This window comes from Planktomarina temperata RCA23 (genome assembly GCF_000738435.1).
Taxonomy (GTDB): domain Bacteria; phylum Pseudomonadota; class Alphaproteobacteria; order Rhodobacterales; family Rhodobacteraceae; genus Planktomarina; species Planktomarina temperata.
In genome coordinates, this window is record NZ_CP003984.1 from 720,514 (window position 1) to 742,278 (window position 21,765).

At 50.0% G+C, this 21,765-nt stretch carries 17 protein-coding genes and 1 pseudogene; 15 read left to right on the forward strand and 3 right to left on the reverse strand.

Annotated elements, in window-relative coordinates:
- Nucleotide 1: 1 nt before the first annotated feature.
- The 12 genes and pseudogenes from RCA23_RS03485 (at nt 2) to RCA23_RS03535 (ending at nt 15,284) form a co-directional block, all read left to right on the forward strand.
- The gene (locus tag RCA23_RS03485; RefSeq protein ID WP_044049131.1) at nt 2-1,270 is read left to right on the forward strand and encodes an FAD-dependent oxidoreductase; all 1,269 of its coding nucleotides are present in this window, start codon (nt 2-4) and stop codon (nt 1,268-1,270) included.
- Nucleotides 1,271-1,301: 31 nt separating this feature from the next.
- Nucleotides 1,302-2,450: a mandelate racemase/muconate lactonizing enzyme family protein gene (locus tag RCA23_RS03490; protein WP_052377001.1), complete on the forward strand. Its 1,149-nt coding sequence runs from the start codon at nt 1,302-1,304 to the stop codon at nt 2,448-2,450.
- Entirely contained in the window at nt 2,447-3,361 is a 915-nt protein-coding gene (locus RCA23_RS03495; RefSeq protein WP_052377002.1) for a dihydrodipicolinate synthase family protein, read from the forward strand. Before RCA23_RS03490 ends, RCA23_RS03495 begins: the two co-directional genes overlap by 4 nt.
- A 120-nt stretch (nt 3,362-3,481) precedes the next feature.
- Nucleotides 3,482-4,492, forward strand: coding sequence for an Ldh family oxidoreductase (locus tag RCA23_RS03500; protein WP_044049132.1), 1,011 nt, complete (start codon nt 3,482-3,484; stop codon nt 4,490-4,492).
- A gap of 302 nt (nt 4,493-4,794) precedes the next feature.
- Nucleotides 4,795-6,042: a sarcosine oxidase subunit beta family protein gene (locus RCA23_RS03505; protein ID WP_044051237.1), complete on the forward strand. Its 1,248-nt coding sequence runs from the start codon at nt 4,795-4,797 to the stop codon at nt 6,040-6,042.
- An 11-nt stretch (nt 6,043-6,053) separates the two neighbouring features.
- Nucleotides 6,054-6,341: a sarcosine oxidase subunit delta gene (locus tag RCA23_RS03510; protein ID WP_044049133.1), complete on the forward strand. Its 288-nt coding sequence runs from the start codon at nt 6,054-6,056 to the stop codon at nt 6,339-6,341.
- Nucleotides 6,338-9,295: a sarcosine oxidase subunit alpha family protein gene (locus RCA23_RS03515; RefSeq protein ID WP_044049134.1), complete on the forward strand. Its 2,958-nt coding sequence runs from the start codon at nt 6,338-6,340 to the stop codon at nt 9,293-9,295. The genes RCA23_RS03510 and RCA23_RS03515 overlap by 4 nt, the downstream gene beginning before the upstream one ends.
- The gene (locus RCA23_RS03520) at nt 9,288-9,851 is read left to right on the forward strand and encodes a sarcosine oxidase subunit gamma (protein ID WP_044049135.1); all 564 of its coding nucleotides are present in this window, start codon (nt 9,288-9,290) and stop codon (nt 9,849-9,851) included. Before RCA23_RS03515 ends, RCA23_RS03520 begins: the two co-directional genes overlap by 8 nt.
- A 7-nt stretch (nt 9,852-9,858) precedes the next feature.
- On the forward strand, nt 9,859-10,749 hold the full coding sequence (locus RCA23_RS03525) for a DMT family transporter (protein ID WP_044049136.1): 891 nt from the start codon (nt 9,859-9,861) through the stop codon (nt 10,747-10,749).
- A gap of 462 nt (nt 10,750-11,211) precedes the next feature.
- Nucleotides 11,212-11,376 (forward strand): annotated as a pseudogene (locus tag RCA23_RS16700) (IS6 family transposase); the annotation flags it as partial.
- Nucleotides 11,377-12,045: 669 nt separating this feature from the next.
- Nucleotides 12,046-13,584 carry a phage integrase SAM-like domain-containing protein gene (locus RCA23_RS03530; RefSeq protein ID WP_169701317.1) on the forward strand — a complete coding sequence of 513 codons (1,539 nt, stop codon included), beginning with the start codon at nt 12,046-12,048 and terminating at the stop codon, nt 13,582-13,584.
- A gap of 272 nt (nt 13,585-13,856) precedes the next feature.
- The gene (locus tag RCA23_RS03535; RefSeq protein WP_044049137.1) at nt 13,857-15,284 is read left to right on the forward strand and encodes an amidase; all 1,428 of its coding nucleotides are present in this window, start codon (nt 13,857-13,859) and stop codon (nt 15,282-15,284) included.
- A 194-nt stretch (nt 15,285-15,478) separates the two neighbouring features.
- Here RCA23_RS03535 and RCA23_RS03540 read toward each other — a convergent pair whose 3' ends face one another.
- Nucleotides 15,479-16,045: a tyrosine-type recombinase/integrase gene (locus RCA23_RS03540; RefSeq protein WP_044049108.1), complete on the reverse strand. Its 567-nt coding sequence runs from the start codon at nt 16,043-16,045 to the stop codon at nt 15,479-15,481.
- Between the two features lie 186 nt (nt 16,046-16,231).
- Entirely contained in the window at nt 16,232-16,873 is a 642-nt protein-coding gene (locus tag RCA23_RS03545) for an ATP-binding protein (protein ID WP_044049138.1), read from the reverse strand.
- Nucleotides 16,874-17,008: 135 nt separating this feature from the next.
- Between RCA23_RS03545 and RCA23_RS03550 the strand changes: the two genes are divergently transcribed.
- The gene (locus RCA23_RS03550) at nt 17,009-17,707 is read left to right on the forward strand and encodes an IS6 family transposase (RefSeq protein WP_044049139.1); all 699 of its coding nucleotides are present in this window, start codon (nt 17,009-17,011) and stop codon (nt 17,705-17,707) included.
- A gap of 176 nt (nt 17,708-17,883) precedes the next feature.
- On the opposite strand, the gene RCA23_RS03555 is transcribed toward RCA23_RS03550, so the two are convergent.
- Nucleotides 17,884-18,501, reverse strand: a complete 618-nt coding sequence (locus tag RCA23_RS03555; RefSeq protein WP_044049140.1) for a response regulator transcription factor — start codon at nt 18,499-18,501, stop codon at nt 17,884-17,886.
- A gap of 157 nt (nt 18,502-18,658) precedes the next feature.
- Between RCA23_RS03555 and RCA23_RS03560 the strand changes: the two genes are divergently transcribed.
- Together RCA23_RS03560 and RCA23_RS03565 are read left to right on the forward strand one after the other, a co-directional pair.
- Entirely contained in the window at nt 18,659-19,138 is a 480-nt protein-coding gene (locus RCA23_RS03560) for a putative pterin-binding protein (protein WP_052377003.1), read from the forward strand.
- Between the two features lie 42 nt (nt 19,139-19,180).
- Nucleotides 19,181-21,703: an ATP-binding protein gene (locus RCA23_RS03565; RefSeq protein WP_044049141.1), complete on the forward strand. Its 2,523-nt coding sequence runs from the start codon at nt 19,181-19,183 to the stop codon at nt 21,701-21,703.
- The last annotated feature ends 62 nt before the right edge of the window (nt 21,704-21,765 follow it).

Genomic DNA, 21,765 nt, shown 5'->3' on the forward strand with positions numbered 1-21,765 from the left:
CGTGAAAGCGGACGCGCTCATAATCGGCGGTGGGCTGATTGGCATCACATCGGCCCACCGATTGGCCAAACGCGGCTGCTCGGTCGTGTTGGTGGAGGCCAACGAAGATGTCGGTCTCGGTGCCAACTTTGCAAACGGTGCGATGCTGGTGCCTTCACAGACCATGCCATGGAATTCGCCAGGGATATTACCCACGCTTTTGAGGTCAATCGTGACACAAAATTCCGCACTGCGGATCAAGCCAAAAGCTATCCCGTCCCTGTTCAAATGGGGCCTGCAATTTCTCAAGAACTCAAAGCCGCATCTGCACGAACTCCATACGCGCCGATTGCTCGAACTGTCTCTCTTCTCCATGGATGTCTTTGAGGAATACTACAATGGATACGCAGACCAATTCGCAGCCAAAAAATGTGGCACCATCAAAATCTACCGCGACCAACCAAGTCTGGAAGCCCAGATCAGATCCAATCGTCACCTAAGTGAGGTCGGGCTAGATTGGGAGGCACTGACGCCTGATCAAACTGTTGAGGCTGAGCCGCACCTTCAAGCGCTGGCCCCGCAGCTGGCAGGCGGAATTCGTTTTTCCGCTGATGTGGTGGCGGACTCGCGAAAATTCTGTCAAATCCTCCGCGATGACCTCGTCGCTTCTGGTCAGATAATACATGTTAGTTGTCAAGCCAATGAACTGCTGATGTCAGGCGACAGGGTCATCGGCGCGCGTACAACAATCGGAAATATTCGGGCGAAGAATACCATTCTGGCCCTTGGAGCCAATACAAGAAAATTGGTTGCAAAAGACGCAAGATCAATCTTGGTGCGCCCCGTGAAAGGGTACTCGGTTACATACGATACAACCGGCGTCAACGACCTGCCTTCGCATCCCGTTATCGACGAAGGGAGGCATGTCGGGATTGTTCCAATAAATGGCAAATTGCGTGCTGTTGGAATTGCCGAGTTCGCCGGGCATGACGACACTCTAAGCCCCAAAATTATCCGGCAACTCGATCGCCTGACCAAATCCGTTTACCCCAACCTTGCGCAGACGCTTGACGGCTGCAAGCGAGAGCCGTGGACTGGATTCCGCCCGATGAGTGCTGACGGTCTGCCCTATATCGGCGAAACATCCAGCAAGGGGCTTTGGGTCAATACCGGGCACGGCCATCTGGGTTGGACCCTCGCCACCGGGTCGGCAGAGTTGCTTGCTGATCTCATCATGGGCAAGCCCACACCCTTGGACGCATCCAGCTATGCAGTAACTCGATCACACTAGACCGAAGATAAACCTACCGGAAGACAAGATCATGAAAATAAAAGATATTCGCCTCACGCCGCTCTTTTCCAAGTTCAAGACACCCTATGTCTGGGCCATGGGCAAGAATCTTGGTCAAACAACAATCCTGGTTGAGATCGAAACGGATGCGGGCGTCGTCGGCTACGGCGAAACCGCCCCGACGATGACGTCACCAGAGGCGATCCACACGCTCTTACTAACCGCCAAAACGGTCCTGCTGGGGCAGCCCATCACTCAAATCATCAATTTGATGAAGCAGCTCTTTACGCAAAATTTTGGACATCACTACGCCAGCCAATCTCATCCAAGAATAGGCAATATTGCGTTTGCGGGTGTTGAATTGGCCCTTTGGGATGCACTTGGCAAATCGGTGGGCCTGCCAGTTCATGCCCTGTTGGGTGGGAAGATCCATGACACGGTGAGTTTCATGGGGTTTGTCCAGGGAGACAGTACGGAAGAGGTTGCAGCACATGCCGGTCAGTTGGCGCAGGACGGCTTTGAAGTGATTTACCTCAAGGCCGGATACACCAACGAGAAAGATATGGCCAATGTCGAAGCTGTTAGAAATGCAATTGGCAACAAGCGACTTCGCATCGACCCGAATGAGGCCTGGGACTTGATGGAGGCCCAGGTGATGATCAATAAGCTCGCCAAGTATGATCTCGAGATGGTTGAACAGCCGGTCTCGGCGATTGCCGGCGTTCCGGCATTGAAGGCATTGAAACAATCCTGCGCAGTCCCAATTGCTGCCGACCAGTCCGTGTTCACACTAGAGGAGGCTCACTCGATGTGCTCCAGCGGTGCGGTAAGCCTGCTGACTGTGGGTCTGCACGAAACTGGAGGTATTCTTGGGTTCCGCCGCGTTGCTGCGATAGCTCAGGTGTTCGACATCAACGTGTGTATTCACGGTGTTTGGGAGACCGGAATTACCACCTGCGCCTCGATACAAGCTGCGTCGGGTGTTCCTAATTTGGATGATGGCAATCAGATCATGTGGCAGCTCCTGCAAGAGGACATCGTCGAAAGCCCGGATCTGGCGCCAAATGTCGGGAAAATTCCGGTCATGTCCGCCCCTGGTCTTGGATTTACCCTGAACGAGGACGCCGTTGGTCGGGCCGCAGAAGCCTACGACAAGAAGAATGGTTTGGAGGTAACATGATAGCATTGCAAGACAATTCACCTGCGGTCGTATCGCCCGGCATTTATCCAATGCTCTATGCGTTCTTTGACGATCGCGGTGTATTGCGCCAGGATCCGTTTTGGCGTCAGGTGGATGCGGCTTTGGGCACCCAGGCCGCCGGGGTGGCGATTCTGGGGCTGGGTACGGAGGTCTCGAAGCTGACATTCGATGAGCGCATCGAGGTCCTTGAAGTCGTCGCGGAGCGCATTGAAGGACGCAAACCGCTCTTGGCGACCGTCTATGGCGATACGATCACCGAGCAGATTGAGTTTTCGAAGCGAGCAATTCAAAGCGGCGCGTCGGCACTGATGCTTCAGCCTCCCTCGCAGAAAATGGACGATGCAAAGTTGGTGGGCTTCTTCTCCGAGATTATCTCGGCGGTCGATTGCCCGGTTGGGATTCAGAACGCGCCGGAGTTCCTTGGCTTCGGACTAAGCAACCAGAGCTTGATCGCGCTTGCGAATGACCACGAAAATTTCACCATCGCGAAACTGGAATGCGACGCCGTCAATCTTGAGTCTGTCGCGTCAGAGCTCGGGGATAGCGTGATGCTTTTCAATGGTCGCTGCGGACTGGAATTACCTGACAACCTGCGCGCGGGTGCCAGTGGGCTGATCCCGGCGATTGATACGGTAGATAAGACCAGCGAAATTTTCGCTGAATTCACTGCTGGGACCGAAGAGCGGGCCGATAAGCTATATGCCGACCTATTGCCGGTTCTCTGCTTTATCATGCAGGGAATTCCACATTTCTTGACCTATGGAAAGATGCTGGCCGCAGCGCGTTTGGGAATTGAGCTTGGCGGCAGCCGAGAACCCTCATTGCCAACGACTGATTTCGGCGCAGCATGCATCCGCCGGTTCTCGAAACACTTGGGACCGTTGAATTGAGATATTCCGCAACATCACCCGCCATAAACAATGGCCCAGACACCAAAAGAAGAAAGTCATGAATAATACTGCGCTACACAATTCGATTTCGTTCCGTGCCCGGCTGAGGAGGCTTTTCTAATGACCGTCGTAAACCTATCGCTGAGTGAGATACATGATCTCGCACTAGAAGCATTCACCCAAAATGGATGCGACCCTCAAAACGCCGGGGCCCTGACCCGGACGGTTGTTGCTGCTGAGCGAGACGGGTCTCATTCCCACGGCTTGTTCAGGGTGCCCGGATATGTGGCATCCCTACGTAGTGGGAAGGTCAACGGCGCCGCCGATCCGCAGATTTCCAACAAATCACCTGTAATTGTTAACGCGAATGGCGACGATGGGTATGCCCCCTTGGCAATCGAGCGAGGTATTCCAGCGCTGGCGAAAGCAGCGAGTGAGTTCGGTATCGCAGTAATGACTCTTACCCACACGCATCATTTTGCCGCCCTTTGGCCAGAAGTTGAGGCATTGGCCGAACAAAATTTGGCAGGGATGGCTTGTGTAAGTTATATGCCAAATGTCGCACCACATGGTTCAAACAAGCCTTTATTTGGTACCAATCCGCTCGCTTTTGCCTGGCCACGGAAAAACAAACCACCATTTGTATTCGACATGGCAACCTCCGCAATGGCAGGCGGCGATGTTGCAATTGCCGCAAGAGATGGCCATTCGGTCCCCCTTGGAACCGGATTGGATGAAAATGGCAATGAAACCACCGATCCGGCAGCAATCTTGAAAGGCGTGTTGCTTCCCTTCGGAGGGCACAAGGGTTCTGCTATTGCAACGATGGTTGAACTCTTGGCGGCTGGTGCGACCGGTGAACGGTTTAGCTTTGAAGCGCAAGATGCCGACAACGGTGATGGTGGCCCTCCCCGTGGGGGAGAGTTTTTCCTGGCATTTTCGCCATCACTACTGGCCGGTGAAGGTTGGGAGGACCATTGCGAAAAGTTTTTTGACAAATACGAGGCAATTCCGGGATCGCGTCTGCCGGGCGCAAGGCGCCACAACAACCGCAGTGATACAACCAACCGTGCCATAGACGCGAAACTTATCGCCACAATTCAAGAGCTTTGTAGTCGTCCCGATTCGTGAATCAGGCACAAGATTGCCATTGGGTTGCCTGAGTTACCTTTTAGAGCGTGTCGCGTTTGATCGCGTTCACCCGCCCGATACGCAAGTATCGGGCACGCGTCCGCCCACCCGGGCGAACGCCCAGCACTGTAAGCGATACTTGAACTGCGACTTCTATTGGCGTTGAAGGCGATTGACGAATTGAAAGTTAATCGATTAACTATCAGCATTAAGCGTTCCAGAACATGGGATTCGGCATTGCCCCCATCAGCGTTGAAACTGACCGGTTCCACGAACTGGGTGCCATAAAGGAAAAGAATGCCATGAGCTACTCAGGGCTAAGAGTCATCAGAGAGGCCTTGAATGGCCAAAGAGGTTGGAAGCCTGCTTGGCGCAATCCGGAACCCAAGCCCAATTACGACATCATTGTCATTGGCGGCGGAGGCCACGGGTTGGCCACTGCACATTACCTGGTGACGAAATATGGCGAGAAAAGCATCGCAGTGGTCGAAAAAGGCTGGATTGGGTCCGGCAATGCCGGGCGTAACACGACAATTGTGCGTGGTGACTACACTTTGCCTCCAAATACCCGCTTCTATGATCACAGTGTTGGCCTGTGGGAAAAGATGGAGCGGGAGTTGAACTTCAATGTCATGCACTCACAGCGTGGCGTGCTGTTCCTGCACCACAACGACGCGGAGAGGGACGACCACTATCGCAAAACCAACATCATGCGGATGCAAGGCACAGATGGCGAGATTTTGGGGCCTGAGAAGCTGCGCAAGATGTACCCCTCGATGAATTTCGACGGACGTTTCCCTATCACGGGTGCCTATCTTCACCGGCGCGGCGGCACCGCCCGCCATGACGCAGTGGTCTGGGGATATGCGCGGTCGGCCGACAGGCGCGGAGTAGATATCCTTCAAAATTGCGAAGTGACGGGGTTCCGGATTGAGCAAGGTAAGGTCTTGGGGATTGAGACAACCCACGGGTTCATCGGCGCAAAGAAGGTTGGTGTCTCGGTAGCTGGAAATACCAGCCGAGTGATGGACATGGCAGGCATTCGCACCCCAATCGAAAGCCATGTTCTTCAGGCTTTCGTGTCTGAAGGGCTGAAGCCCATCATTCCCGGCCAAGTCAATTATGGCGCAGGTCACTTCTATATTTCGCAGTCGGACAAAGGCGGCCTGGTTATGGGAGGCGACCTGGATAAGTACAATTCCTGCGCGCAGCGGGGCAACCTGCCGGTCTTTGAATCGGTGATTGAAGCCGCTGTGACCTTGTTCCCAATGCTGTCGCGCGCTCGTCTTTTGCGGGCATGGGGCGGTTTGCAGGATATGACCATGGATGGCCATGCGGTGATCGACGAAACGCCGATCAAGGGTCTCTATTTGAACGGCGGCTGGTGCTACGGCGGATTCAAAGCAACACCCGCAGCCGGCGAATGCTTTGCTCATCTTCTAAGCACCGAACAGCCGCATGAACTTGCCAAGCCCTATCGTCTTGACCGGTTCCGGACCGGCTACCTGCTTGATGAAAAGGGCCAAGGCCCGAACCCGAACCGGCAGTAAGGAGCGGTCAAATGATTATCAATCACCCTCTTTTGGGGCCGCGTGACCGGCAGGAATTCACCTATCTCGGTGATGCTTGCCTGATTGACCGCCCCGGCTGGCAGGCCGAGGACGCGATGGATCAGTTTTTCGAATACGTCTACCTGCGTGATGATCCAGCCGGGGAGCACCGCGAGCTTTGGTATCACGAGCATGGCGACCGCTCGTGGCTGGTCGTAACACGCAACACGGTGACGCATGAAATCACTAATGTCGAACTGGCCAGCGATGTGGCCCGCAAGCAGGGGCGCAGCAAATGACCCAATCCAACCGTTTGAATGGCGGCCTGATCAACCGTGGAAAGCCACTGAACTTTAATTTCGATGGGCGTACCTATCAGGGGTATGAGGGCGACACGCTTGCGTCTGCCCTGATGGCCAATGGCGTGCGTTTCCTGGGTCGATCGTTCAAGTATCACCGTCCGCGTGGTATCTTCACCGCTGGTTCCGAGGAGCCAAACGCGCTGGTCGAATTGCGCAGTGGAGCCCGGCAGGAACCAAACACACGCGCTACAGTAGCGGAGCTGTACGAAGGGCTGGTTGCTTGCTCACAGAACTACAAGGGCAGCTTACGTTACGACCTGCTTGCCCTGAACGATTTGTTCTCGGATATTCTGAGCGCCGGTTTCTATTACAAGACGTTCATGTGGCCGGCGGCTTTCTGGGAGAAAGTCTATGAACCCATCATCCGCTCAGCTGCAGGCCTTGGTCGCCTGTCTGGGGAAGATGACCCGGATGAATATGAAAAGGGCTTTCTCCATTGCGATCTGCTGGTGATTGGGGGTGGGCCCGCTGGCCTGATGGCAGCACTGACCGCGGGCCGTGCAGGCGCAAACGTCATCCTCGCGGATGAAGATTGCCGTTTTGGCGGGCGCCTGAACGTCGAACAGGAAGATGTCGACGGAAAGCCTGCGGTCGAATGGGTTGAGCAGGCTGTGGCCGAGCTAACCGCGATGGACAATGTGCGCCTAATGCCGCGAAGCACGGCGATGGGGGCCTTTGACCACGGGATTTACGGTGTGGTCGAACGGGTGCAGGACCATCTGCACACCCCTGTGGAAGGCAAGCCGCGGCAGACATTGTGGCGGGTATATTCCAAGCGCGCGATCCTTTGTGCCGGGGCAACCGAGCGTCCAATTGTTTTCCCGGACAACGACCGTCCGGGGGTGATGCTGGCAGGATCGATGCGGGCCTATGCCAACCGCTGGGCTGCGACGCCCGCGCGGATGGTGGCGGTCTTCACCAACAATGATGATGGCCATCGCACTGCGGTAGACCTGATGGCAAAAGGTGTTGATGTCACAGCTATCGTCGATGCCCGGCTGGATGCGCCGACACTGACGGGTGTGCGACTGATCAGTGGCGCGCATGTTATCGGCACCAAGGGGCGGCATGGCCTGAGCAGCATCCGGGTCCGTCAAGCGGATGGCCGCGAGGAAACGCTAGCCTGTGGCGCCTTGGGTGTGTCTGGCGGCTGGAATCCCAACGTCCACCTGACCTGCCACCAGGGCGGCCGGCCTGTCTGGAATGAGAGTATTGCAGCTTTCGTTCCCGGCCAGAACATCCCAGTTGGCATGTCGGTGGCGGGGGCGGCCAAAGGCCTGTTTTCGACTGAAGACGCATTGCGCAGCGGGGCGGAAGAAGCCTTGGCTGCACTGGAAATCCTGGGTATCGCCGCCAGCGCATTGAAGCTGCCGCGCGCCGTTAACAGCGCCTATAACCTCCAGCCACTTTACCATGTGCCCCATGGCAAGGGCCGGGCCTGGCTGGACCTGCAGAACGACGTGACCGTCAAGGACGTTAAGCTGGCACATCAGGAGAACTACCGATCGGTCGAGCATCTCAAACGCTACACTACTCTCGGCATGGGCACTGACCAAGGCAAGACTGCTAATGTCAATGCTTTGGCAATAATGGCCGAGCTGACCGGCAAATCGATCCCCGAAACGGGAACGACAATTTTCCGGCCGCCCTACACACCAGTTACACTGGGCACAATCGGCGGGCGTACGGTGGGCAAACACTTCCACCCGACGCGTGAAACCCCGACTGACAAATGGGCCAGGGAACACAATGCGCCCTTTGACATTGCCGGCGACTGGATGCGGGCGCGTTGGTTTCCGCAACCGGGCGAAACCCATTGGCGACAGTCCGCTGACCGAGAGGCCTGTAACGTGCGAAAGAATGTGGGTATCTGCGATGTGACCACACTGGGAAAAATTGACGTTCAGGGCGCGGATGCCGCGTCATTCTTGAACAGGGTCTATGCCAATGGTTTTGCTAAGCTGGCAGTTGGTAAGGTGCGCTATGGCATCATGCTGCGCGAAGATGGCGCCTGTTACGATGACGGCACCGCTGCACGATTGGCGGAAGAACACTTCGTCATCACGACCACAACAGCCAATGCCGGGGCGGTTCTGAGAAACATGGAATTTGCCCGTCAATGCTTGTGGCCGGACATGGACGTACAGCTGATCTCGACCACAGAGGCTTGGGCGCAGTATGCCATCGCTGGACCGAAATCGCGCGAACTGCTGCAGAGGATTGTGGATTCCGAGTTTGATATCTCAAACGAGGCATTCCCGTTCATGGCCTGCGATTCCGTGACGCTGTGCGGCGGCCTGAGGGCACGCCTGTTTCGGATCTCATTCTCGGGCGAGCTGGCCTACGAGCTGGCTGTTCCCACCCGTTATGGTGATGCGCTGTGGCGCCGAATGCTAGAGTTGGGGCAAGATCTTGGAGTAGCTCCCTATGGTCTTGAGGCGCTCGACATCATGCGCATTGAGAAAGGCCACCCGACGGGTCGCGAACTCGACGGCAGGGCCACCGCACTGATGCTGGGTATGGGGCGCATGGTATCCCGCAAAAAAGACAGCATCGGCAGTACACTGGACCAGCGGGAGGGGCTGACTGATCCCAATGGATTGCGCCTTGTCGGCCTGAAGCCCGTGAACCAAAGCGAAGTGATAACCGCCGGTTCCCAGTTGGTGAATGAAACTGCGCCTGTTCAGATCGACAGCGAACAGGGGCATGTGACATCAGCCTGTATCTCGCCGCATCTGGGGCACTCCATCGGAATGGCCTATCTCAAAGGCGGTGATCAGCGCATGGGCGAGATTATCCGCGTGGTCGATCCCGTGCGGGGAACCGATGTAAAGGTTCAGGTCATTTCCACTCACTTTTTTGACCCCGAAGGAGGGCGCTTGCGTGCTTAATCTTCAAACTATCACGCCGCTTTGGGGCGAAACTCCGCGTGTCGACCGGTTCAATGGGCTAACAATCACTGAGGTTCCGAACCAGGCGCTTGCCTCGCTTGCCCTGCGCAAGGGGCGCGAGGACGAAGGCCGAAAAGCTGCCGAAGCAATGCTGGGCTTTGCTTTACCTGAGGTCGGGAGGCATGCCGCAGAGGGCTTATACGCGGCAAGCTGGTTCGCACAGGACCAGTGGCTGATCTCGGCGGAGACCTCAGAGCATGAACTCATGTCCTACCAACTCGTTGATGCAGTGGCCGGACTGGCGTCGGTGACAGAGCAAACAGATGGTTGGTGCCGTTTTGACCTGGAGGGGATGTGCCGGGGTGTGTTCGAGCGTTTGAGCGGAGTAAACTTGGCTGCTATGGAGGCTGGGAGTGCTACGCGTGCTCTTCTGGAGCATCTCAGCTGTATGGTCATCTGCTTTGAAACTGCCAGCCACTACTCGGTTCTTGGCCCTCGCTCTTACGCGCGCTCTCTGCACCATGCTTTGGTGACTGCCGCCCGTTCGGCTCTTTAAAAAAAGCATGCAAACTTCCAAACCGGATTTCAAAGCTAATGAAGGTCACCTAGGTGGGGTGATTTTGGTCATTTCGGCGGGAGTGCTCTGGTCAACTGTCGGCATTGGAATAAGGCTTATTGAAGATGCCAGTGTCTGGCAGATATTGTTTTTTAGATCTTTTAGTTTGAGTTGTTTTTTATTTGGGGTAATGTACCTGCGGTTTGGCAATCTCTTTAGACAAATTCGCATTGCGGGCATACCTGCCATCATAGCCGGTTTATCACTAGTGGGTGCTTACTCAGGTGGTATTTACTCAATACAATCCACGTCGGTAGCGAATGCAATGTTGCTAGTTGCTACGGCTCCCTTTTTTGCCGCAGTACTAGGCTGGGTCTTTCTTTGGGAAACCATTAGAAAATCTACTTTCATTATGATTATCTTTGCCTTGTTGGGTGTTGGAATAATGGTATCGGATGATCTTACTGGAGTGGAATTGCGCGGAAGTCTTGCAGCAATAGGATCAGCAATAGCATTTGCAGTTTTCACTGTCGCCTTGAGATGGGGCAAATCGGTGGAAATGTTGCCTGCTGTGTTCTTATCTGGAGTTTTTGGAGTTATAATTACTGGTGTTATGTGCTTGGGGTTAAACTCATCTTTCAGCCTGTCTCAGAATGATTTATCCATAGCGATTGGAATGGGGATATTTCAAGTTGGAGCCGGGCTGGTTTTATATACTTTGGGCTCGAAGGCTCTACCAGCTGCACAGCTTGCTATGTTTTCATTATCAGAAGTTCTTTTGGCGCCTTTGTGGGTATGGCTTTTCTTAGGAGAAACTATTTCAGTAAACACATTATACGGTGGATTGGTTTTGTTATCTGCTATTGTTTTCAACGCTATATTAGCAAGAAAAAATTAAGGGATTGGCTGTGGCAAATATCGCAAACGACCCTGTAGCCTACCGCTGGATTGGCCCGCAAATGGCGCCGCCAGAGGCATTGTCAGACAAACTTGACGCCCCATTGGTTGCCCCTTAATTTTTATGAATGACAACAGAAAATCCATTCAAATATTTTAAGAGTGCAATTACCCCACCTTCACCAACCGCCTAACAGCAATAATAAAGTCATCCGCCGCACGGTTCTCCGCCGCCTGAGCGGCCCTCTGAAGGCGATAGAACGTCCGCCGCCACATGCCTTTGGGTTTTGGCATCTCATACGCATCTAGGGACGCATCTCCACTCAGGTGCCGCTTATGTTTTGTTCGCTGCCGTAATGATCTATCCCAAAAACCTTCGTTCTTGCTGTAGTGGAACAGGCCAGAGGGCTTTGTCAGAGTAAACTTGCTTGAAGCGGGCAGGGCTAATTTGTAACCATGCCGAATGACAAAACGTTCCCCATTTCGCTACATTAAAACCAGCCCTGAAGTGATCCGACTTGCAGTAATGATGTACGTTCGATTTCCGCTTTCTCTTCGTAATGTGGAGGACCTTCTTCATGAACGGTGCGTTGGCGTAAGTCATGTAACGGTTCGGTTTTGGTGGAGTTACCAAAAATAAAGGCTTCCCGTGGGAGAAAGGAAAGCCTTAGGTCGATTGCTGCTCGTTTCGACGGTGTTTTTGCCCGCCTTGTGCTATGAAAGCGATACTTTCCGAATGTTGGCAATAAATTTAATTCTGCGTTCGGTAATAAGCAATTATTTGCCTTTCGAAAAAAAATCTTAAACTCGTAATCTACTGCACATCTTGCCTTCATTTTTGCATAATTTGATCATCAGTTCTGCATTTAGGCACGATCAGATAAAACCACTTGAAGCGGGCAGGGCGGCTTTATAGGTAGTTATCGCAACATGATTTGCTGGACGCCATACAGATTTTGAGGCAGATTGTGCGTGTTGAACAGGGAGATTCTGCACTCTGTGCGTTAGGGTTTAGCGCATTTATTAGCACATCATGATAATTCTGTTATAAGCATATGTTTTTAGATGTTTAAATTATGCCGCATTCCATCATAATCCGCGTGTCCGGGGTTCAAGTCCCTGTGCCGCTACCAAACTTTCAATACAATCAACGGCTTAACTTTTCGGTTGACGCATATTGTGCGTAGCACACCTATAGCACAGTTTTTTCTAGCTTTCTGACTTTTTCTAGTGCAGAATCTGAGTGTTAAACACGGTGTTGATAGTGCCTAAGTTGAACCCAAACACACCCACGTTGATGGATGGTGAGGTTCGTCTTTTTAAACGCAAGCACAGCAAAGTCTGGCAAATTGCATTTACAATGGACGGACGACAGGTTCGTGTGAGCTCAAAGAAACGCATTTTAAATGATGCTGTGGCAGCGGCGCGTGAGATCTATTTAGACTATAGATTTAGGCAAAAGAACGGGCTGCCTGTGATCTCCAAACGCTTTGCAGATGTGGCTGCGTTGTGCCGTGCTAGCATGAAGCAGCAGCTAGATAATGGCGTGGGTAAGAAGAGCTTTCGTGATTATATAATCGTGCTTGATAAGTATCTGGTTCCCTTCTTTGGTGATATTTTTGTGACCAGTATTGATTATGAGATGCTGCAAAAGTTTGCGCGCTGGCGTGAGGCAAAGATGGGACGAGAGCCAAGGTCGTCCACGCTCAACACACATAACTCTGCCTTAAACAGAATATTTGATGAAGCTGTTGCCCGTGGCTACATGAACAAGTCACAAGTGCCTGTGTTGGTAAACAAGGGTCGTGACAGTGTGCGCCGCCCTGACTTTACCCGTGAAGAGTATGCAACGCTTATACGCAAGTTACCCAGCTGGATTGATGCAGGGCGAGAGGGCAAATCTCGCGATATGCGGCATCTGCTGCGTGACTACATTCTCATTCTTGCCAACACAGGCATGCGGCACGGCACAGAAGCAGAGAACCTATGCTGGAAGCATATCAGTCTATTTGAAGACAAGGGTCTCAAATACCTTGAGATGAGCGTAACGGGTAAAACAGGGCGCCGTGATATCATCTGTAGGGCAGGTACCATAAACTATCTCAAGCGCATTCAAAGCAGATGCCCTGATATAGCTGATATGAGCTTTGAGCAGTTGATAAAGGCACGATTAGAACAACCTGTGTTTCGGTTGCCTGATGGCACGGCGAGCGCAAACCTGCGTCAGACCTTTAAGATATTTATGAAAGACACTGGACTGTTGACCTGTCCTCGCACGGGCCAAGATCGCACGCTTTATAGTTTGCGCCACACCTATGCCACGTTCTCATTGCTTAATGATGGAATGGACGTACATACGCTTGCTGTTCAAATGGGCACGTCTATTTTGATGATTGAGCGCCATTACAGTCATCTCACGCCGCGCCTGAAGAAAGAGATGCTCACAGGTAAGAGGTATGACACCCCTCATAAAGACTTCACCGCTGACCTCTCCAACGGTTTTGCCGTCACAGATGAAGATTTACAGCGCGCAATTGATGATGTGGAGATTGAAGAAAAGCTTCCCAACGAACCAAAAGTTACAGCTGTGGCCAAGTCTGGCTCAAAGCGCAGTGAGGCTACAAGCGATGAGGAAAACGTCAAGAACGCGCAAGCCAGCCTGAAGGCACTGGAAATGCTCAGCAGGGGGGCTCTATCAGAAAAGTCCGCCCTTGCAGCTATGGGCACACATCAAGACGCCTACAGTGTTGCGCCAGACATACGCCTCAAAGCCCTTGAACTTGTTGAGCAGGATAAGCTGTCAGAACGAGGGCTTACTGCTATTCTGGGTGTTTAGGCAGCTTTATGCAGGGGCCAATGCTTAAAGCGCTGCGCCGCTTCACTCAACTTCTTAGAGTCCACATTTATGTACCTGGATGTTGTAAGTATATCAGAATGACGAATGGATTGCAGCCATTGGTTGAACTGTGCATGGATGGCTGTTTTGCGGGACTTTCCAGACCTTCGAAAGCTACGAAGATTAATAGTTGTGTACTAATGCGACCTTTAGTGGCAACTTTTTAGGAAAAGCAAATTCCGAGTTGAACCAAACAAAGTCAGGACTTCAAGATGAGCGACACGGCCAATGAATTGATTAAAATGACAGCAACCGAAGCCGTCGACCGTCTCCGTTCCAAGGAAGTGTCTCCACTTGACCTGGTCGACGCATCCATTCAGCGAATTGAAACTGTTGATGCCGAAGTTAACGCATTGCCTATTCATTGTTTTGAGCAAGCACAAGCAAAAGCAAAAGCAATCGATATCAAGGCGCATGCGGACAATCCAAAATCACTATGCGGCCTGCCAATCGCTGTAAAGGACTACAACGATCTTGGCGGCGTGGTAACAACTTACGGCTCTCCAATCTTTGCTGACAGTGTCGCGAAATCCTCTGACGCAACGGTTCGACAGCTGGAGGGCAACGGCGCTATTGCTGTGGCCAAATCCAATGTCCCGGAATGGGCTGGTGGTCACACGTTCAACCCAGTCAACGGATTGACGCGAAACCCATGGGACATGCGCAAAAGCGCAGGTGGTTCGTCAGGCGGTTCAGCAGCAGCTCTCGCCAGTGGATCGGTTTGGCTGGCGACTGGGAATGACTTAGGCGGCAGTTTGCGCACTCCAGCCGCGTTCAATGGCATCGTCGGCTTGCGACCGGGGCCGGGCCGCGTGCCACGTGGGACCCGGCTGCCAGCCATGGACACGCTTTGGGTGGAGGGGCCGATGGCCCGAAACGTTGACGACTTAGCGTTGATGCTGGATGCGGGTGTTGGTCAACAGATTGATGATCCATTATCTTTTGATCATGCTGGACCTTCCTTTGTGGAGGCACTGCAAGCATCAGGCATGCCCAACCGTGTTGCTTTTAGCCCTGACCTGTCGATTGTCTCGATGGAAAAAGAAATCGCGCAGGTCTGTGGTCGTTCAACATCTGTGTTTACGGATCTTGGTGCCGATGTAACCGATGACATCCCTGATTTCACAGGTGTGCTTGAGGCCTTTCAAACACTTCGGGCAGTCTTGTTCGCAACTCTGATGGAACCCATTTTGGCGCAGCATCGCGGCCAGATTGCGCCAGAGATCATTGGCAATATTGAGCGCGGGTTGAACATCACGCCATCACAAATATTCGAAGCAGAACGCGTACGTATCGAACTCTACAAGAAGGTTATTGCATTTTTCGAGACCCATGACTTTCTTATCTGTCCAGCTGCATCCATTGCCCCATTTCCAGTTGAGCAGCGATATGTGACCGAAATCGATGGCAAGCCGTGCGAGACTTACATCGATTGGTTTTCTATCACCTTTGCCCTGACCATGACGGCGTGTCCGACCATAAGCGTTCCTTGCGGATTTACATCCAAAGGACTGCCAGTTGGTGTTCAGATCATGGGTAAGCCTAGGGGGGAGGCTTCTCTCCTGCGGGTAGCAAAGCGATTTGAACAGGCTGTTGGAATTTCTGCGCAGTTGCCAATTGATCCTCGAACAGGCAACTAGATCGAAGGCGTTGGAAGAGGTAACCAGTCGTTCTGGGATTAAAGAATAATTAATGGATCAAGGTAGTTCCGCTCGGAACGAAGTTGAGCATTCGCCCATTTCAGTATCGCAACCAAAAAGTGCAGTTATGGCTACATTGGGCTCGTAGCCGCCATTTTCTGCACCTTGCCCAAAGGTCCGCTAAGGCCTGATTGCTAAAGCAACTCCACAGCTTCACTCAATTGCTCAGAATTCACATCTATGTATCTCTGTGTCGTGGATATATGCGAATGCCCTGCAAGAGCTGCAAGCAAGCGTACGCCTACACCCTTATTGGCCAAACGGGTAATATATGTCCTGCGACCTGAATGACTGCTCGCGTCCTTGAGCCCAATTGCTTTGTATATGTCCAGAAACAGCTGGCACATTGTGTTGGCCGAGAAGTGACCGCCCTTTTGACTGGCAAACAGCGGACGCTGTGGATCTGCGAGGCGTATATAATCACCATACTCGCGGAGAGCCTTACGTAATCGCTGATTGAGATACACCGTGCGTGTTTGCCCACCTTTGCTCTGCTGTGCGCTTAGGATGAACTGTGTGCGAACAGCACCGTCCTCATCAAATATGTTGCCCACTGTGAGTGCTGCGATTTCCTTGGCTCGGAGCCCTGCGTAGAAACTAACCAGTATAATGGTCTCATCACGAATTGGATGACGTCTGCTGCGGCAGTAGTGTATAACCCTGCGCAGTTGAGCCTCATTTAGTGTTTGTGCCTGGCGCATTGCAAACTCCCCTCAAAATCTAACGTTATGTTAGCTTTGAGTATAAAGTCTGAGGTATTGGTCTTCCTACCGAAAAGACGCCTCGCCTGAAGATCATATTTTACAATGAGTTAAGCTAAAACCTCATACTATGTGTATTATATGAGGTTTTGGGCTGTGTGATTGAGCTCAGGGTAATATCAGCGGTCAAAGCGTTGCCACTTTGCTGGCTATAACTGTCTCCTCGACGAGATCGATTAAATCACGCGCAGTGCCATTAAAACTTTGCAGCATTTGGGCCACATCCTGTATTGTTGGATTTAGGCCTTCCGCCTGCAGCATACTTAATACACGTGGCACCCAATCGGTGTTTGAGGGTGGATCTAGGTCTAGCACTCGAAAGCGTGACAGCATCGCGCCCATCATTCGGTTTTTATGGTTGGTCGTTGCCACAAAACGGATCAGATGGCGTTTGGTGTCCATAAACTCACGAAACTTTGGCTGCATACTACGCAGATCCATCTCGTCGATCTCATTGATGACAATCATCGCTTTGTCAGCGTTGCCAAACATCTGATAGTTTACTTCGGCCATAATCTTATCTTCAAAGTTTTTGCCGAGACTTGCGGCGTTGTGTTCCCAATGCATGTAGTGGTCCTGTGCACGCAAAAAATGACTTTGGGCTATCACGCGCGCTGCTTCTGTTTTGCCCGCGCCGGGTGGTCCAGCCAACAACAAAGGTTTAGCTGGTGGTTGCTCGCAGTAAGACTTTATCACAGCCGCATTCAGCGGGTTGGCAATGACCAAATCGGCAAAAGTCTGCGGGAGATGTTTGAGGTCAAATGACATCCTCAGATCCTTTCAGTGAGTTTGCAGATCTATGGGACAGCGTAATGCTGCCCCATAGGTTGGCAGAAATTAGCCATACACGTGGCATTGTCAGACAAACTTGACGGGCAAGCGGCTAATCCTTAATTCTGGTTGATGATAGCACATAATCCATTCAAATATTTCAAAACGTCTCCCAAAATCATCCGCTTGGCGGTTATGTATTACATGCGTTACCCGCTGAGTTTCCGCCAAGTTGAAGATATCTTGTATGAACGTGGCATCGATATCTGTCACGAAACAGTTCGGTTTTGGGTTGAACGTTTTGGGTCAAAGTTCGCGGGAGAAATCCGTAAGAATAGGGCAGGGCACCACTCGAACTGGCAATGGCATTTAGATGAAGTCTTCGTCAAAATAAATGGAGAACGCTTTTACCTTTGGCGCGCCGTTGATCATGAAGGGGAAGTTCTGGAATGCTTTGTTACAAAGCGACGCAATAAGGCTGCAGCGAAGAAGTTCCTTATAAAAGCAATGCGAAAACACGGCTCACCTAAGATTATCATCACAGATAAACTGGCGTCCTACGGCGCGGCACTTCGTGAGATTGGAGTTGTAGATCGTCAATTATGTGGCGGCCGGGCAAACAACAGATGTGAAAATTCACATCTGCCATTTCGACGACGAGAAAGGGCGATGCAGAAGTTTAAAAGTTGTGCAATGCTTCAGAAATTTACCAGTTATCATGCCCAAATATACAACCACTTCAATCATGAAAGACATCTTCAAAACAGACAGACTTATAAGCAAAAACGCAGTGCCGCTCTCATTGAGTGGTTTCAAATCCGCGCTTCATAGATTTGTGTGATCGTTGTACTTTGAGACGTGTTAGACTTTGTCTGACAACACCTTAACTTAGCCGTAAACCTGTTCGGAAAAGTAGGACCACTTCACTGGAACCACCAACGTTACTCAATTTAATCCTTACAAAAAGGGATACGTCCACACCTGAACGCACTCTTGGAAGAACTAGATCAAAATATGTGTCGTTCTTTCGCCAATAAAGCTGCTTGAGTTCTGTTTGACACCCCCAATTTAGAAAACAAATTCTTAACATGAAGTTTCACCGTGACTTCTTGTATGTCAAGGTTCCGTGCTATTTCTTTGTTTGACAGTCCGATGCATAGTTGTTCAAGTGTTTGCATCTCACGTGTAGAGATCTTGGCAAAGTCACCATAATTTTTCTCCTCCGAGGAAGTTGTTCCATAGTCAAAAGGAAAGTACGTCTCTCCTGCTAAAATGAACCTAATTGCGTTAATGAAGGAGGAAGCAGACAAAGATTTTGGGATAAATCCTCTAGCATTTTGTTTCATTGCGTTATTTGCCACGTCGCGGTTAGCTACCCCAGACATTAGCGCAACCTTGCAGGCCGGATACGATTTGCATGCGCGTTCGAGCCCTTGAAGCCCATTCATACCTGGCATGTTATAATCTAGTATCAAAAGATCGATAGATTCCAATCCGTCCATAATTTCAAGTGCAGTGCCCAAATCGTGCGCTGTGAATACTTTAAAGTCACCTGCTGCGTCTAAATAAGCTGCGATGGTGTCGCGAACTAAAAAATGATCATCAGCGATTAATATGTTTTTCATAGTGGATATATTGATTGATTTGTATCCTGATTAATACATAAATTTTGCCAAATTAATCGAAAATCTATACTTTGGTATATAATTATATTCTTATGCCTGATCCATCACATTTCTTTTTGGGACATTTTAACTGGGGAGTGATTTTGGAAAAGTATTGATGATAAAAATTCGTTTGGTCCTAACATTTTTTGTATTTCTTATGACTTTGATTGGTCCAGCGTTTGGTCAGGACGGACATGCGTTGCAAGTGACTGGTTTGCAATCGGAGACTATTCACTTAAATTTAGAAGAACTTGATGCCTTAGCTCAAACAGAATTTGCGACAAGCACTATTTGGTCGAGTGGTGAGATACATTTCTCAGGAGTTTCACTCAAAGCTTTACTGAAGCATTTGCAATTTAGGGGAATTAACATTGAGATGATAGCACTTGATGGTTATACGGTCTCTATGACGATTGCCGATCTTGAAGATAATGCACCAATAATTTCTACTCGTTTAAATGGTGAAATAATGCCGATCCGCAGAAATGGGCCCTATTGGGTAGTTTTCCCCTATGACAGTGATCCTAAATACCAAACTGAAGTTAACTTCGCCCGCAGCATTTGGCAATTGACGCATATTAGAGTGGTGGATTGATATGGGTTTGTCTCACGTTGTGATATGACTTAAAGTTTCCAGATGAATGCTGAATTAAAAGGGTATCGTTTCGTAGTTTTAGTAGGTCTTGGTCTGCTAACCATCTTGCTCGCGCTAATGGTATCCAAATTATTTTCGGACTTGCAAGATTTATCAGTTTCTAAAGGTAATACCCAAACTCGGTGGCATAGCTCTCAATTTGAAACTCAAATCGCGGATTTAGATTCAATTTTGACCGAAAATATAGCTAATGTGGATTTGCAGAGAGATGCGATCCGACAGAAAATCAATATTGTACTTAGCAAGTTGTTTGTTCTAAAAAATGATCCTTACCTATTGAATTTTTGGCAAAACCCAGGCCAAGCGGCTTCTGGTTTGATACCATTATTTCAATTTGAGACGCGTGCAATTGCAATTGCAGACAAGCCTGCTCAAATAACTCCGTCTGATCTATTGGACTTGCGAGATATACTTCGAAAGGCTCGGCCGGTAGTACGTAAAATTTCACTTCGTAGCGTAGAATTGGCGGCGGCGCAATCGACGAAACGCAGGATGAAATTTGCAAGACAACTTACATGGACTGGTGGTTTTGCTATTGGTTTTTTAATTATGTTGGCGAGCTTGTTGCTTTTAATGGACCGTATGCTGCTATCTGCTATACGCCGTGCGGCTGCGCTTACTGCTTCCTCCAGGCAATTAGCGGCAACCGTAGCCGGCTCATTGGATGCAATCGTGATAGCGGATAGCTTCAGTAAAATTATCGAATATAATGCTTCCGCAGAAGGTGTATTTGGGTGGACCCGCAAGGAAATTATTGGGAGAACTATGGAAGACATTTTCCTCCCGGAAGGTCTAAGAGACACGTATAAAAATGCAATGAACCAGCCCTTGTTGCAAGATAGTTCAGAGGCTATCTACCCCACCCGTTTTGAATTGTCTGGACGGCGAAAAAATGGTGAAGAATTTCCAGTCGAATTGAACATGACCTTTGTTAAACGAAATGATGATGCAATATTTATGGCCTATATTCGTGATGTCAGTGATCGTAAAATTACTGAGAAAGCCTTAATCGAAGCGCGTGATCGTGCTGAGAGTGCAGACAAAGCTAAGTCTCAGTTTTTGGCGGTAATGAGCCACGAAATGCGTACCCCTCTTGCTGGCATAATTGGTATCATGGATTTGCTGAAGACAACCAAGCTTTCGCAAAAACAGGATCGTTATATTCAGATTGCAACATCCTCCAGTACAGTTTTGCTCGACCACATTAATGAAGCGCTAAACATCACACGTATCGATGTTGGTAAATTAGAATTATCTTCTCAAGAATTTAATTTGCCTGACTTGGCCGAAACTTTGGTTGAGGTTCTCGAACCACTGTCTAAAAAGAAAAATTTAGATCTAAGACTACAATTAGCTAACAATATAGAGTCAAACTTTATGGGCGACAGCCATAGAATTAGACAAATATTGATCAACTTGTTAGGCAATGCCATCAAGTTTACGGATCAAGGTAATATCAACTTTTCAATTACTGGAAGTGATGGCCCTGAAACTTCATTTGTGCACTTTATAATCAGTGACACGGGCTTGGGTATAGCTCCGGAAAATCATCAAAAGATTTTTGAAGAATTTGTAGCCATTACTCAAGGCGACCAAAGCCAAGTTAGGGGCGATGGATTGGGTCTTCATATTTCTCGTAAAATTGCGCGTCTTATGGGCGGTGATATTATGGTAAAAAGCGATATTGGAAAAGGGGCAGAGTTTACACTGAGTTTGCCGCTGGAAAGAGTAAGGAAAATTGATGGTAAGGTTGCTGAACCAGCATCTTTTCCTCACAAAGAAAATCAAAATCTTAGTATTTTGGTAGTTGAAGATAACAATGTTAACAGAGAAGTTCTTGGCGATATGCTTAAAGGCTTGGGGCATTCTGTGAGTAGAGCCACTAACGGGGTGGAAGCCCTAGACTGTGCTAACATTCAATCATTTGATATCATCTTCATGGATATTAATATGCCAGTAATGGACGGCATTGAAACAACCCACAGAATTCGTGCTGATAGTAAACTAAATTCAAAGGCATGTATTGTTGGGCTAACAGCGCACGGCAGCGACGAGTTTGGTGAGGAAGCGCAACAAGCTGGTATGGATAATTTTTTTACCAAACCAATTCGCCTTGAGGCTTTGCGAAAAATTATTTATGATATTGTTTCTAATGATCAATTTGCGGTTATTGATGAGTTTTCACCGGTGCTAACGGAGTTATTTGAAACCCTTGGTCGCGAGAAAGTCTTGCGCATTGGTGAAAAATTCTTCGAAGAATTGGACGTATTTATCCAACAGTCCATCGACGGTGTGTTCGCCGAGGATCATGTCGCATTAGTGGAGGCTACTCACAAAATGAAAGGTGCCGCAGTGTTGTTGGGACAAAACGTGCTAGAAACGCCACTCGATCAACTTGAATGCCATACCCTTGAAGGCGACTTGACAGATTTGACTAATAGCATTCAAAGCCTTCGGAATATTGCCCAGCAATCAAAAGCTGCGTTCTTCGATTTTACCCCATGATCTTAAAATAAGTACGCTTTGGTAGCGCGACCTATCCTTTCTGATACTGTGACGTCTTCTTT